This window comes from Xanthomonas sp. LF07-6 (assembly GCF_034105445.1).
Classification (GTDB): Bacteria; Pseudomonadota; Gammaproteobacteria; order Xanthomonadales; family Xanthomonadaceae; genus Xanthomonas_A; species Xanthomonas_A sontii.
Genome location: NZ_JAXGGI010000008.1, coordinates 67,559 through 82,082, shown reverse-complemented (window position 1 = coordinate 82,082; position 14,524 = coordinate 67,559). Strand labels below are relative to the sequence as shown.

Genomic DNA, 14,524 nt, shown 5'->3' with positions numbered 1-14,524 from the left:
TCGATGTGGTCGCACCGTGCTGCGCAGCTCTGTTCGAAGACCCTGAGCCGGACTGCGTCTGTCGCAGCGAGGACGTCGCTGTCAAACCCGCTTCATCGACCAGCGCTAGGCTGGCAAACGCCTGAGCGTTCGCTCGTTGCCGGTGTTGCTTCTCGTGGTCGATCACAGCCGTCGTCGTTTTCTCACCCGCACGTCCATGGTCCTCGGGGCTGGCGCGACCATGCCGCTGTTGCCGGGCGTCATCCGCAGTGCGCTGGCGGTGCCGCCGGCGCGGGTCACCGGCACGCTGCAGGACGTGCAGCATGTGGTGATCCTGATGCAGGAGAACCGCTCCTTCGATCATTACTTCGGCTGCCTGCGCGGGGTGCGCGGCTATGGCGATCCGCGGCCGCTGCGGCTGCCCAGCGGCAAGCCGGTCTGGTACCAGCCCGAGCGCAAGGGCAGCGACCGCTATGTATTGCCGTTCCGGCTCAACAGCCAGACCAGCAGCGCGCAGTGGATGAAGGATCTCAACCACGACTGGAAGGGCTCGCACGAGACCTGGAAGCACCACGATGCCTGGATCGCGCAGAAGAGCGCGATGAGCATGGGCCACTTCCAACGCGAGGACCTGCCGTTCTACTACGCGCTGGCCGATGCCTTCACCCTTTGCGACGGCTACCACGCCTCGCTGTTCGGCCCGACCAATCCCAATCGCATGTACATGTTCACCGGCACCAGCGGCCTGAGCGTCGGCAACGACGGCGAGCAGGCGGTGAACAACCGCGACGACGGCAACTGGACCGCGGACATGGCGCGCGACAATCCGCGCTTTCCCGGCTATACCTGGAGCACCTACTCCGAGCGCCTGCAACAGGCCGGCATCAGTTGGCAGGTCTATCAGGAGTTCGACAACTACGGCGACAACAGCCATCCGTACTTCGCCAACTTTCGCAAGCTGGACCGTGCCTCGCCGTTGTACCGCCGCGGCCGCGCCATCGTGCCTGGTTCCACCGCCGACAACGCCAAGGCCTCGCGTGGCGAACATCTGGTGGCCGCGTTCGAGCGCGACGTGCGCGCCGGTACGCTGCCGCAGGTGTCGTGGATCGTCGCGCCGTACCTGCTCAGCGAGCATCCCGAGGCCACCCCGGCCTATGGCGAATCCTTGAGCGCGCGGCTGCTGGAGGTGCTGGCCGCTTCGCCGGAGGTCTGGTCGAAGACGGTGTTCCTGATCAACTACGACGAGAACGACGGCTTCTTCGACCACGTGCCGCCGGCGTTGCCGGCGATCCGGCCGGAGCTGGGCGCCAGCAACGTGGACCTGCATGGCGAGGACTATCACGGCGTGCCGGTCGGGCTGGGGCCGCGGGTGCCGATGCTGGTGGTGTCGCCGTGGAGCCGCGGCGGCTGGGTGAACTCGCAGGTGTTCGACCACACCTCGGTGCTGCGCTTCCTGGAGCAGCGTTTCGGCGTGATGGAGCCGAACATCAATCCCTGGCGCCGTGCGGTTGCCGGCGATCTGACTTCCACGCTGGACTTCGTCGGCCACGATTCGGCGCCGGTGGCCTTGCCGGACACCCGCGATTACATCGCCCGCATCGATGCCACCGCGACGCTGCCGCCGCCACAGCGCCCTGCCCAGCAGGCGCTGCCGGTGCAGGAGCCCGGGCAGCGCCCGGCACGCGCGCTGCCCTACGATTTCGATGTGCGGCTAGAGGTGCAGGCGGATGCGCGCGTGTTGCGCATGCGCAACCGCGGCACGGCCGGCGTTGCGCTCAATGCCTATGCCGACGAGGGTGTGGCCGGGCCCTGGTTCTACACGCTGGCCGCCGGCAGCGAGCTGCAGGATGCGCGCCCCTGGCGCGGCGCTGCCGCCGATGCCGGCTACGCGTTGCGCGTGCATGGCCCCAACGGGTTCCTGCGCGAGTTCCATGGCGACGGGATCGGCGATGCCGGTCTGCAGGCAGAGGCCGACTACGATGCTGCCGCGCAATGCTTGCTGCTGACGCTGGTCAATGCCGGTGAGCAGCCCTGCGCGTTGCGCGTGCGCGACGGGTATCGCGGCGATGGTGGCGAGCAGGCGATCACGCTGGCTGCCGGTGATCGCACCGTCCTGCGTCTGCCGTTGCAGGCGCAGCACCACTGGTATGACCTGACCATCGACAGCGCGACTTTGCCGCAGTGGCGGCGGCGCCTGGCCGGACACATCGAGACCGGCCGGCCGAGCATGAGCGATCCGGCGATCGGCCGCGCGGTCGACGCGTAGTGGCTGCACTGGCGCTCCGATGCGTGGCCAGTTTCTGGCTGAGCACGGATGTTGCTGGAGCAGGACCTATAGGTAATGTGGCCGCTGCAGGAGCCGCTGTGATCCGGGTTCGCCAAGCGAGGCCGTCGGCGCCTTGACCTCGCTGCAGTCGGGACTGAAGTCCCTCTCACAAGGAGCATGGGTTTCGACGTCGCCGCCAGCAGCTGCGCATGACACCTCGCGATGCGCCGGCTCTGGCGGCAGATTCAGTCGCGATCCTTTCGAGCGCATGCGATTCTGAAACGATGGCCAATGCTGCATGGTCATCCCCGCGCCTGTATGTTCGCCCAAAACGCAAACGCCGCCGCTGCAAGAGCAGCGGCGGCGCGTGATGCTTTCCCTGGCAGTGTCGCGTCGGCTCAGAACTTGCCGCTGAAGGTGACGAAGAACTGGCGCGGCGCACCGGCCATCAGCGTCTGGTTGTAGCCGTTGGGGTCGGAGACGACGTAGCCGTTGGTGCCGACGGTGGCGAAGTAGCGCTTGTCGAACAGGTTGGTGACGTTCGCGCTCAGCCCCAGGTTCTGGAACATGCCGACCTGGCCGAAGTCGTAGCCGGCGCTGAGGTCGAAGCGCCAGTAGCTGGGCACCGACGAGTCGTTGAGGTAGCTGATGTAGCGGCGGCCGGTGTACTTGCCGTCCAGCGAGGCGTGCCAGCCGGCGTTTTCGTAGGCCAGGCTGCTGGAGAACATCCACTCGGGGATGCCGACCACGCGCTTGCCGGAGGTCGCCACCACGCCGCCGTTGAGGTAGTCGTCCTGGTAGGTCGAGTCGTCATAGGACAGCGAGTTCAGCCAGCGCAGCTGTTCGATCGGACGCCAGATCACCGCCAGGTCGGCACCCTGGCTACGCACCGAACCGACGTTGTTGAGCGTGGCCGAGCAGGTCTGGATCGCGCTGCACGGCGAGGTCACCAGCAGGCGGTCGTCGAAGGTGGTGTGGTATAGCGCCAGCGACGCTTCCACGCCGGCGCTGCGCACGCGGTAACCCAGTTCGTAGGTCTGCGCGGTCTCCGGCTCCAGCGAGCCCTTGATCGCATTGAACGCGGTCTGCGATTCCTGGAACGGGGTGAAGCCGAAGCCGGCCATGTTCTTGTTGTAGGAGGCGTAGACCTCCTGGTGATCGTCGATCTTGTAGTTGATGCCGACCTGCGGCAGCAGGTCCGAATCGGCCTTGATCTCGCCGGCGGCATTGGACGCGGACGGCACCTGCGACTGCGCGGTGGTGTCGACGATCAGCTTCTTGGCGCCGAAGTTCAGGGTCAGGCGCTCGTCCATCAGGCGCAGCGTGTCCTGCGCGTAGACCATGGTCGTGTCGGTATCGTAGTGCTGGGCGAAGCCGCGCGCGAACAGGGTGCCGTTCTTGTTGAAGTAGTACAGATCGGTGAACGGGCCGTCGAGCAGGAAGTAGTTGCGCTCCTGCACGGTCTTGGCGTTCTGGTACCAGCCGCCGATCTCGATCTCGTTGCCGGCCACGGTGAAGTTCAGCGAGCCGGTGACGCCATGGCGGTTGAGGCGGTAGTCGGTGGTGCGCATCGACAGCGGCACGCTGGGCGAGGACGCGACGTACGGCGTGGTCCACTGGCCTTCGCCGTTGTTGTCGTGGTAGTAGCCGGTCAGGTTCAGCGTGGCGCTGCCGCCGAGGTTGAACGTGCCGCTGAGCGCGGCCAGGTTGTCGCGGCGCAGGCCGGCGCCGGAGTAGTAGGACGCGTCGGCCTTGTCGTAGTCGGCCGGCAGGCCGTTGAGGCTGGCCGGGTAGCTGCCCTTGCCGTTGAGCGCGTTGGCGATCTGCACCGCGCTGTTCCAGTCCGGCATCAGGTAGTCCCAGTCCCAGCCGAGGACCCGCTGCGAGGTCAGCGACAGGTCCATGATGTCGTATTCCTTGCGGTGCGAGCTGTCCAGGTACAGGCTGACCCGGTTGCCGTCGCCCCACTGGTACAGCGCCTTGGCGTTGGCCTGGTTGTACTCGTTGTTGCCGTAGCCCTTCCACTTGTCCATTTCGCCGTGCACCAGCGAGGTGTACAGCGAGAAGCCGTGGATGTCGCCGGTGTCGCCGCGCAGGTAGGTGCGGCGGGTGCTGTCGGAGCCGAGGGTCTGGCTGAAGCGGAAGCCGGCGTCGGCATCCGGATCGGCGGAGTAGTAGCGCACGGTGCCGCCGAGGTTGCTGCTCGACGGCGTGCCCAGGCCGCCGGCGCCCTGCGCCAGCTCCACCGAGGCCACGTTCTCGGAAATGATCGCGCGGGTCACCTGCAGGCCATCGGTGACGCCGTAGCTCATGTTGCCCAGCGGCACGCCGTCCAGGGTGAAGCCGAGGCGGCTCTGGTCGAACCCGTGCAGGCTGATCGCGGTGGACCATTCGTAGGCGCCGAACGGGTCGGCCGACTGGAACTGCACGCCGGGCAGCTTGTCCAGGACCTTCAGCGCGCTGGTGCCGGGGGCGGCGATTCCGATGTCCTCACGGGTGATGCGCTGCACCTGGCGGGTGGTGCCGCTGGACACGACGGTGATCGCGTCGAGCATGGTGGCATCGTTGCCGCTCGCACTGGCCGCCGCATCGGCGGTTGCGGTGGCGGCGGCCGGCGCGGTCTCGGCCAGCGCGGCGAAGGCCGGCAGGGCGGACACGATGGCGAGCACCAGCGCGTGCGGGCGCAAGGATCTGGAAGTGGGGGTCATCGAAAGTCACCAATCAAGAGGGGGAGACGTTCCGGTCCTGCCGCGCGGGGCGCGGGCAGCCGGCACCGGGCCGGTACGCGGCCCGCCCGCCAAGATGCAACGGTTTTGTGAACGTTTCGGGGCGGTCCGATGTCGGCTGTGGGACAGCACGCGGAACGTTGGTGATGGCGATCACCGCCGATCCCGGCCTTGCCGCGCGGGCGGCGGCGACGCGCGGCATCGCGGCGCCGGTGGCGCGACGTATGATGCCGGGCCAGCCACCGCCGCCGCCTTCGATGAAGCTCGCCATCCTGTCCCGCAATACCAAGCTGTACTCGACCCGGCGCCTGGTCGAGGCCGGCCGCGAACGCGGGCACACGGTGCGCGTGCTCGACCCGCTGCGCTGCTACATGCGCATCGCCGCCGGCGCTTTCACCATGCATTACAAGGGCAAGCCGATCACCGGCTACGACGCAGTGATCCCGCGCATCGGCAATTCGGTGACCCGCTACGGCACCGCGGTGCTGCGGCAACTGGAGATGATGGGCGTCTGCACGCCCAACCCGTCCGACGCGATCCTGCGCGCCCGCGACAAGCTGCGTGCGCACCAACTGCTGGCGGCCAAGGGCATCGACATGCCGATGACCGTGTTCGGCGACAACCCGGACGACACCGGCGATCTGCTGTCCATGCTCGGCCCGCCGCCGCATGTGGTGAAGTTGAACGAGGGCACCCAGGGCACCGGGGTGATCCTGACCGAGAAGGCCAGCGCCTCGCGCGGCGTGGTCGAGGCGCTGCGCGGGCTGTATGCCAATTTCCTGGTGCAGGAGTTCATCGGCGAGGCCGAGGGCGCCGACCTGCGCTGCTTCGTGGTCGGCAACCAGGTGGTGGCGGCGATGCGCCGCACCGCGCCGGAGGGCGACTTCCGCTCCAACCTGCATCTGGGCGGCACCGCCGAGAAGACCGCGGCCAGCCGTGGCGAGCAGGAGGTCGCGGTACGCTCGGCCAAGGCGCTGGGCCTGGGTGTGGCCGGCGTCGATCTGATTCGCTCCAAGCGCGGGCCGCTGGTGCTGGAGGTCAACTCCACCCCGGGCCTGGAAGGCATCGAGACGGTCTGCGGGCTGGATATCGCCGGTAAGGTCATTGAGCACCTCGAAGCTTGCCTGAAACGAAAGAAATCAGGGGCTTAGTCGCATTACTGGCCGTGCGTTCTGGCTTAACACCGGTTTAATTCCGCCCTGCGTAAGCTTCCTCGGACCGCAGCTCTGCCCTCCTCAGCAGGAACGGTAATCGGGATAGAAAAACTTTCGGCCCAGGCAGCCCCGCTGCCTGGGTCTTTTTCTTGGGCGATTTGTTGGCGATCGCAGACCCCGGCCGACGCCGGGGCGCGCTTGCGGGCATGTTTGCGCGGCGGCTACATTGCGACGCAATAGGGGGAACTGCGGAATGCAGGAAGCCCTGATCGGTCATGGCGCCAAGGTGAGGCGCCCATGAACGTGAAGAAAGTGTTCGCGCGGCAACTCAGTACAATTCGGCAGCGATCTGACTCGGGTGAACGTGTTCAAGAAGGAGGCGAGCCTGGCTTGGCGCAGGCGTTGCCGAAGAACGAATGGCAGACCGCGCCGTTTGCGAGCGCTGAAGCTCGCGAGCGGATCGGCTGGAGCGAGAACTGATAGCGGCGACGCGCTGTCCAAGGCAGCGAATCGTCAGGTGGATCGCGAGGGCGAAAGTTCGCCTGGGCATCCATCGGAACGCATTGCAAATACCATGGCGGCGTGCCGCCGTGGACGACGAGGAGGCGCGGCATCCGCGGCGCACTCTACTGATACGTAGTACGACTGACGGGGTACATGTTGGTGCGAATTCTAGTGATCGAAGACAACAGCGACATCGCTGCCAATCTCGGCGACTACCTCGAGGATCGCGGTCATACCGTCGATTTCGCCGCCGATGGCGTCACCGGTCTGCACCTGGCGGTGGTGCACGAGTTCGATGCGATCGTGCTCGATCTCAATCTGCCCGGCATGGACGGCATCGAGGTCTGCCGCAAGCTGCGCAACGAAGCGCGCAAGCAGACGCCGGTGCTGATGCTCACGGCGCGCGATTCGTTGGACAACAAGCTCGCCGGCTTCGATTCCGGCGCCGACGACTACCTGATCAAGCCGTTCGCGCTGCAGGAAGTGGAAGTGCGGCTCAACGCGCTGTCGCGCCGCGGCAAGGGCGTGCACACCCGGGTGCTGGAGACCGGCGATCTGGAATACAACCTGGATACGCTGGAAGTGCGTCGCCAGGGCAAGCTGCTGCAGCTCAATCCCACCGCGCTGAAGATCCTGCAGGCGCTGATGGAAGCCGCGCCGGCGGTGGTGACCCGGCAGGAACTGGAAACCCGCGTCTGGGGCGAGGAACTGCCCGATTCCGATTCCCTCCGCGTGCATATCCATGGCCTGCGCGCGGTGGTGGACAAGCCGTTCGACGTGCCGATGATCCAGACCCGCCACGGCATCGGCTACCGCATCGCCGCACCCGATGCCTGAAGCGCCTGCGTTGCCGCGTGTGGTGCGGCGGCGCGGACGCTACCGCCGCCGCCTCCGCAGCCGCATCATCCTCTCGTTCGTGCTGTTGGGCTTCGGCCTGACGGCGCTGTTCGCGTTCGCCACCAACTGGGCGCGGGCACGCGTGGAGAACCAGCTGGTCGAGGTGGTGCTGAACCGCAACATCGACGAATACTCGCACCGGTTCTTCTCCGATCCGTCGAAGAACCCGGACCTGCCGGTGCAGCAGATGGTCGGCCGGGTGGTCAAGAGCGACCGCTTCGAGGCGCTGCGGCGCGAGCAGCCGGAGTGGTACAACTTCTCCGACGGCATCCACAACGTGTCCGGTCGCGACGAAACCGGCAAGCCGTTCTCCTACAAGGTGGCGGTGCGCAAGACCCCGAACGTCTGGTTCTTCCTCGCCTATGACATGACCCAGACCATGCAGGGCGAGGTGCAGCTCAAGCGCACCCTGATCCTGTCGGTGCTGGTGTTCAGCGCGTTGTCGCTGGTGATCGGCTGGTGGTCGGCGTCGCGGGTGATGCGGCCGGTGTCGGACCTGGCCGCACGCCTGCGCGCCTATCGCGGCAGCAGCGACCCCAAGCCGCTGGCGCCGCACTTCCCCGACGACGAGGTCGGCCAGCTGGCCGAGGCGCTGGACGACTATTCGGCGCGCCTGACCGAAGTGGTGCAGCGCGACCGCGAGTTCAATGCCGACGTCAGCCATGAACTGCGCACGCCGCTGGCAGTGATCCGCGGCGCCACCGAGCTGCTGCTGACCCGGCCCAATCTCGACGAGAAAGTGCTGCAGCGCCTGCAGCGCATCCAGCGCGCCGAACAGCAGTGCAGCGACTTGATCGGGTCGCTGCTGCTGCTGTCGCGCAACGAGCGCGGGCAGGGACACAGCAACGTCGCCAAGGTGGCCGAGCAGTTGATCGAGTCGCATCGCGCGCAACTGGGCGGCAAGCCGCTGCAGTTGCTGCTGGAAGGAGAGCGCAACCTCACCATCGATGCACCGGAAGCGGCGCTGTCGGTGGCGCTGGGCAATCTGATCGGCAATGCCGTCAAGTACACCCAGGAAGGGCAGGTGGTGGTGCGGGTGCTGAGCGACGCGGTGCAGGTGATCGATTCCGGCCCGGGTCTGAGCGAGGAGGACGCGGCCAAGCTGTTCCAGCGCGGCTACCGCGGCACCCACGCGGGCCATTCGCAGGGCGGCGGCATCGGTCTGTCCATCGTCAGTCGCCTCTGCGATCTCTATGGCTGGCAGGTCAACGTGCGTCCGGGCGCCACCAAGGGCGTGGTGGCAACACTGTGGTTCAAGCCTGCCTGAGGCTGGCGACGGCGCTTCGTCCATCGCGTAGGAGTGGCTTCAGCCGCGACCGGGCGTTCCCCCGGTGAAGATGATCGCGGCTGATCCCAGCGGGAACAAGGGCGCCTAACTACAAAGACGTTGACGCCTTGGCCGCAGCCAGCGCACGGTACTGCTCGTCCAGCTTCTCCACCGCTTCCTGCAGTGCCGCCGCGGCGCCGTCGTTGACCACCACATCGTCGGCGATGGCCAGGCGCTCTGCGCGGGTGGCCTGGGCCGCCAGCATGCGCTGCGCCAGATCGGCGGTGATGCCGTCGCGTTGCATCAGGCGGGCGTGTTGCAGCGCCTCGGGGGCGTCGATCACCAGGATCCGGTCGAGCCAGGGATAGCGCGCGCGCGCACCGACCTCGGTCAACAACGGGATGGCGGCGATCGCGTAGGGTCCGGCGGCCGCGCGGCACTGTTCCTGCAGCAACCGGCGAATGGCCGGGTGGGTGATCGCTTCCAGGTCGCGGCGTGCCGTTGCGTCCTCGAAGATCCGCTGGCGCAGGGCTGCGCGGTCGAGTTGCCCATCGTCCTGCAGGATCTGCGGCCCGAACCGCGCCACGATCTGTGCCAGGGCGGGGTGGCCGGGCGCGACCACCGCACGCGCGGCGAGGTCGGCATCGGCGACGACGATGCCCTTGGCCTCGAAGCGGCGGCTCAGTTCGCTCTTGCCGGAGGCCACGCCTCCGGTCAGGCCGACGACGAAATCAGTCAAGCCTTGGGCTCCGTCAGCGCAGTCCCGACCAGCGCATGTAGGTCTCCACGATCTCCGTGCCCCAGAAGAAGGTGATCCAGCCGGCGATCGCCAGATAGGGGCCGAACGGGATCGGCGTGGCGCGGTCGCGGCCCTTGGCCGCCAGCCACAACGAACCCAGGATCGCGCCGACCAGGGAGGAGATCAGGATGGTCGGCAGGATGCCCTTCAGGCCGCACCAGGCGCCGATCGCGGCCAGCAGCTTGAAATCGCCATGGCCCATGCCCTCCTTGCCGGTGATCTGCTTGAACAGCCACCACACCGACCACAGCGAGAAGTAGCCGACCGCGGCGCCGAGCAGGGCGGGTTTGGCCGGCATGTACAGGTTGTCCATGCTGCCGATCAGGCCGAGCCACATCAGCGGCAGGGTCAACTGGTCCGGCAGCAGGCGCGTGCGCAGGTCGATGCCGGACAATGCCACCAGGAAACAACTGAACACGATCGCGCCGAAGCCCTGCCAGCCGAAACCGAAGCGCCACACACTGGCGACTACCAGCAGGCTGGTAAGGAGCTCCACCAGCGGGTACTGCGGCGAGATCGGCGCATGGCAGTAGCGGCACTTGCCGCGCAGCGCCAGCCAGCTGAACAGCGGGATGTTTTCGAACCAGGCCAGCTTGTGCTTGCAGTGCGGACAGTGCGACGGCTCCACCACGATGCCGGGCGGCGGCGGATCGTAGATGTCCGGCAGCTCCAGGATCTCGCGCGAATCGCGCTTCCACTGCCATTCCATGCGCCTGGGCATGCGCAGGATGACCACGTTTAGGAAGCTGCCCACCAGCAGACCGAGCCCGGCCGCGGCCGGGAAACCGAGGCCGGGGTGTTGATCGAGAAATGCCATTAATACTTATCCAACGACGGAGGCCAGCTTGAAGATCGGCAGGTACATGCCGATGACCATGCCGCCGACGATGGTGCCGATGAACACCATGATCAACGGTTCGATCAGGCTGCTCAAGGCATCGACCGCGTTGTTCACTTCCTGCTCGAAGTACTCGGCGACCTTGAACAGCATCGCGTCCAGCGCACCGGCCTCTTCGCCGATCGCGGTCATCTGGATGACCATGTGCGGGAACAGGTTGGTTTGCTTCATCGCCATGTTGACCGGATAGCCAACCGCGACGTCGTCGCGCATGCGCAGTACAGCCGTCTCGTAGACGCTATTTCCGGTGGCGCCTGCGACGATATCCAGCGCTTCCACCAGCGGTACACCGGCGCGGAAAGTGACCGCCAGCGTGCGCGCGAACCGCGCCACCGAGCTGTTGTGCATGATCTGGCCGATGACCGGTACCTTCAGAATCAGGCGATCCATGCCATGCTGCATCGCCGGTGAGCGCTTGTAGGCGAAGATGAAGCCGCCGATGGTGCCAATCATTGCAAACAGAAGCATCCACCAGTAAGCCACCATGAAACGCGAAGCGGCCACGATCATCTGGGTAAAGGCTGGCAGTTCCGCGCCGAACCCCTTGAATACGTCCTCGAACTGCGGGACCACCCAGACCAGCAGGATCGAGCTGACGATCAGGGCGACTGCCATGACCATGGCGGGGTAGAACAAGGCTTTCCGGATCTTGCCTTTCAGCGCCTCGATGTTTTCCTTGTAGGTCGCCACCGTTTCAAGCACGGTTTCCAACACGCCGGCGCCTTCGCCGGCCTTGACCAGGTTGCGGTACAGCTCATCGAACTGCACAGGATGCTTGCTCACCGCCTCGTAGAGCGAGGAGCCGCCCTCGATGTCGGTGCGGATCTGGTCGACCATCTTCTTCATGCGCGGGTTCTTGTGCCCGCTGGCGATGATCTCCAGCGATCCCACGATGGGCACGCCGGACTTCATCATCGTCGCCATCTGGCGACTGAAGAAGGCGATGTCCTTGGGGCTGATCTTCTTGCCCGCCGCGCCGAACAATGGCTTGGGCTTGGGTTTGACCACTGAAGGGGTGATGCCCTGTCGACGCAGTTCCGCGCGTAACAGATTGGCGTTCTTGGCGACCTGCTCGCCCTTCATCTTGATGCCGCGCTTGTCCGTGCCCTCCCAGACGAAGGGTACCTGCTGACTGGTACTGCGTGCGACCGGCTCTTTCTTGACTGCGCTGCGCGTTGCGGACATTACGGTGGTCTCCCCCGTCCGGCCATCCCCGGGCGGACACGACTAGCATGGTATCGGTTTCCTGGGCGTCTGGCACTCGTTTGGATCCCTTTGGCGTAGCTCTCGACCGGTTTGTATGACGCTAAGTGTCACTTTTTGCCGTAAATGGACGGATGGCCTAGTCTGTCGCAAATCACCGATTTGCCTGTCGCCTGTTTGCATTGCTGGGGCATCATGGACAAGGGGAGGGAGCCAGGTGGCGTGGGAAGTTGGCACGCTATCTGCTTCGCTCACCCTGCACGTGGCGCTTTGCCGCGGCGCTCGGGGAGTAGGGTCCGCGGGCGAGTGCCTAACTTCACATCACTCTAGGGGTTTACCATGAAGAAGCAGCAAGGCTTTACTTTGATCGAATTGATGATCGTGATTGCGATCATTGCCATTCTGGCCGCGATCGCGCTGCCGATGTACCAGGACTATGTCGCTAAGTCGCAGGTTGCTGCAGGCTTGGCCGAAATCACCCCCGGAAAGGTGGCTGCTGAGACCCGTAACTCCGACGGTGGTACCGCTTCGACTAATGTTTCCGATTTCGGCCTGACCACGCCTACTAAGCGCTGCAGCTCCATCACGGTGAACTATGCGGTTGGCGGTGCCACTACCCTTACCTGCAATCTTCAGGGTAATGGTCAGGTGAACGGAAAGAACATCGTGTGGACGCGCACCGCCGACAACTCCGGCACTGGTGTCGCTGGCGCGTGGACTTGCTCCACCACTGTCGCTGCCAAGCTGCGTCCGTCAACCTGTCCGTAACATGACTTGGCGATCGAGATGATTTTTAATCATTTCTTTAGCCTTAAAAGCCCGCTTAAGGCGGGCTTTTTATTTTCTGTTTACATTTCATTTTGACGTTTGACTGATTCTGCAGTGGCGGGCCTGCCTTTTGGCTGGATTTTGTTTGGGCATTGGATCTTTTTATAGCATCTTGGTGTTTTATGAATACTCAGGTGTCTGCAAACCTAGTCGGCATCACCGGTATCGCCCGCCGCCTCGTGCAGGACGGTGCGCTGGAGGAAGCCGCGGCGCGGACCGCCATGGCCCAGGCGGCCGAGGCCAAGGTGCCGCTGCCGCAGTGGTTCTCCGAGAAGAAGCTGGTCACCGCCGCGCAGCTGGCCGCCGCCAATGCGGTGGAGTTCGGCATGCCGTTGATGGATGTCTCGGTCTTCGATGCCAGCCAGAACGCGATGAAGCTGGTCAGCGAGGAGTTGCTGCAGAAGTACCAGGTGCTGCCGCTGTTCAAGCGCGGCGGCCGCCTGTTCGTCGGCATCAGCAACCCGACCCAGACCCGGGCGCTGGACGACATCAAGTTCCACACCAATCTGACGGTGGAGCCGATCCTGGTCGACGAGGACCAGATCCGCCGGACCCTGGAGCAGTGGCAGGCCAGCAACGATTCCCTCGGCAGCGCGCTGGGCGACGACGAGGGCATGGACAACCTCGATGTCGGCGGCGGCGACGAGGACATGGGCGGCGGTGGCGACACCGGCATCGACGCCAAGGGGGAGGACACCCCGGTCGTCAAGTTCGTGAACAAGGTGCTGGTGGATGCGATCCGCCGCGGCGCGTCCGACATCCACTTCGAGCCCTACGAGGACGACTACCGGGTGCGCCTGCGCATCGATGGCCTGCTCAAGAGCGTGGCCAAGGCGCCGGTCAAGCTCAACCAGCGCATCGCCGCGCGCCTGAAGGTGATGGCGCAGCTGGACATCGCCGAGAAGCGGGTCCCGCAGGACGGCCGCATCAAGCTCAATCTGTCCAAGAACAAGCAGATCGATTTCCGCGTCAGCACCCTGCCCACGCTGTTCGGCGAGAAGATCGTGCTGCGTATCCTGGACGGCAGCGCGGCCAAGCTGGGTATCGACAAGCTCGGCTACGAGCCGGAGCAGCAGAAGCTGTTCCTGGACGCGATCCACAAGCCGTACGGCATGGTCCTGGTCACCGGCCCCACCGGCTCGGGCAAGACGGTGTCGCTGTACACCGCGCTGGGCATCCTCAACGACGATACCCGCAACATCTCCACCGCCGAGGATCCGGTCGAAATCCGCCTGCCCGGGGTCAACCAGGTGCAGCAGAACAACAAGCGCGGCATGACCTTCGCGGCGGCGCTGCGCTCGTTCCTGCGCCAGGATCCGGACATCATCATGGTCGGCGAAATCCGCGACCTGGAGACCGCCGAGATCGCGATCAAGGCTGCGCAGACCGGCCACATGGTGCTGTCCACCCTGCACACCAACGACGCGCCGCAGACCATCGCGCGCCTGATGAACATGGGCATCGCGCCCTACAACATCACCAGTTCGGTGACCCTGGTCATCGCCCAGCGCCTGGCGCGGCGCCTGTGCAACACCTGCAAGCGCCCGGTCCAGTTGCCGGAAAAGGCCTTGCTGGCCGAAGGCTTCACCGAGGCGGAGATCGCCGCCGGCGTCCAGCTGTACGAGGCGGTCGGCTGCGACGAGTGCACCGAGGGCTACAAGGGCCGCACCGGCATCTATCAGGTGATGCCGATGAACGACGAGATCGCGGCGATCGTGCTGCAGGGCGGCAACGCCATGGACATCGCCAGCGCCGCGCAGAAGATCGGCGTCAAGGACCTGCGCCAGTCGGCCTTGCTCAAGGCCCGCAACGGCATCACCAGCCTGGCCGAGATCAATCGGGTGACGAAGGATTGAAGAGCCGGGAATGGGGAATCGGGAGTGGGGAATCGGAAAAGCGGCTTTTCCGTCCCTGTTGATCTCCCGGTAGTCCAAGCATTGTTCCCGGGCTTCTCGACGCTTGGCGCGGGCGGACAATGCCGGCTGCGCCCAACCGCATTACCC

At 65.5% G+C, this 14,524-nt stretch carries 11 protein-coding genes; 7 read left to right on the top strand and 4 right to left on the bottom strand.

From position 1 onward, the window contains the following. The first annotated feature begins 196 nt into the window (after positions 1-196). Positions 197-2,245 (top strand): phospholipase C, phosphocholine-specific, encoded by a 2,049-nt coding sequence (locus SLW56_RS13585; RefSeq protein WP_320694986.1) that lies wholly within the window; start codon positions 197-199, stop codon positions 2,243-2,245. Positions 2,246-2,643: 398 nt separating this feature from the next. On the opposite strand, the gene SLW56_RS13580 is transcribed toward SLW56_RS13585, so the two are convergent. Further along, a complete protein-coding gene (locus SLW56_RS13580; RefSeq protein WP_320694985.1) occupies positions 2,644-4,953 on the bottom strand; it encodes a TonB-dependent receptor in 2,310 nt (769 codons plus the stop codon). 275 nt (positions 4,954-5,228) lie between these two features. Here SLW56_RS13580 and rimK point away from each other — a divergent pair, with 275 nt between their 5' ends. The 4 genes from rimK to SLW56_RS13560 all read left to right on the top strand — a co-directional run bounded on the left by rimK (position 5,229) and on the right by SLW56_RS13560 (position 8,793). Further along, positions 5,229-6,122, top strand: coding sequence for a 30S ribosomal protein S6--L-glutamate ligase (rimK, locus tag SLW56_RS13575; RefSeq protein WP_026143298.1), 894 nt, complete (start codon positions 5,229-5,231; stop codon positions 6,120-6,122). A gap of 300 nt (positions 6,123-6,422) precedes the next feature. Continuing rightward, positions 6,423-6,605, top strand: coding sequence for a hypothetical protein (locus tag SLW56_RS13570; RefSeq protein WP_152239845.1), 183 nt, complete (start codon positions 6,423-6,425; stop codon positions 6,603-6,605). A 183-nt stretch (positions 6,606-6,788) separates the two neighbouring features. Continuing rightward, complete coding sequence (locus SLW56_RS13565) at positions 6,789-7,466, top strand: response regulator transcription factor (RefSeq protein WP_010340533.1); 678 nt, start codon at positions 6,789-6,791, stop codon at positions 7,464-7,466. Continuing rightward, complete coding sequence (locus SLW56_RS13560) at positions 7,459-8,793, top strand: HAMP domain-containing sensor histidine kinase (protein WP_148828478.1); 1,335 nt, start codon at positions 7,459-7,461, stop codon at positions 8,791-8,793. The genes SLW56_RS13565 and SLW56_RS13560 overlap by 8 nt, the downstream gene beginning before the upstream one ends. A gap of 109 nt (positions 8,794-8,902) precedes the next feature. Here SLW56_RS13560 and coaE read toward each other — a convergent pair whose 3' ends face one another. From coaE to SLW56_RS13545, 3 genes are read right to left on the bottom strand one after another with little or no spacing between them, the layout of a single operon-like run. Next, the gene (coaE, locus tag SLW56_RS13555; protein ID WP_152236200.1) at positions 8,903-9,532 is read right to left on the bottom strand and encodes a dephospho-CoA kinase; all 630 of its coding nucleotides are present in this window, start codon (positions 9,530-9,532) and stop codon (positions 8,903-8,905) included. A gap of 13 nt (positions 9,533-9,545) precedes the next feature. Next, a complete protein-coding gene (locus SLW56_RS13550) occupies positions 9,546-10,409 on the bottom strand; it encodes an A24 family peptidase (protein WP_017910397.1) in 864 nt (287 codons plus the stop codon). A 6-nt stretch (positions 10,410-10,415) separates the two neighbouring features. Next, a complete protein-coding gene (locus tag SLW56_RS13545; RefSeq protein WP_320694984.1) occupies positions 10,416-11,675 on the bottom strand; it encodes a type II secretion system F family protein in 1,260 nt (419 codons plus the stop codon). Positions 11,676-12,032: 357 nt separating this feature from the next. Between SLW56_RS13545 and SLW56_RS13540 the strand changes: the two genes are divergently transcribed. Continuing rightward, positions 12,033-12,461, top strand: coding sequence for a pilin (locus SLW56_RS13540; RefSeq protein WP_320694983.1), 429 nt, complete (start codon positions 12,033-12,035; stop codon positions 12,459-12,461). Between the two features lie 182 nt (positions 12,462-12,643). Next, positions 12,644-14,377, top strand: coding sequence for a type IV-A pilus assembly ATPase PilB (pilB, locus tag SLW56_RS13535; RefSeq protein WP_320694982.1), 1,734 nt, complete (start codon positions 12,644-12,646; stop codon positions 14,375-14,377). The last annotated feature ends 147 nt before the right edge of the window (positions 14,378-14,524 follow it).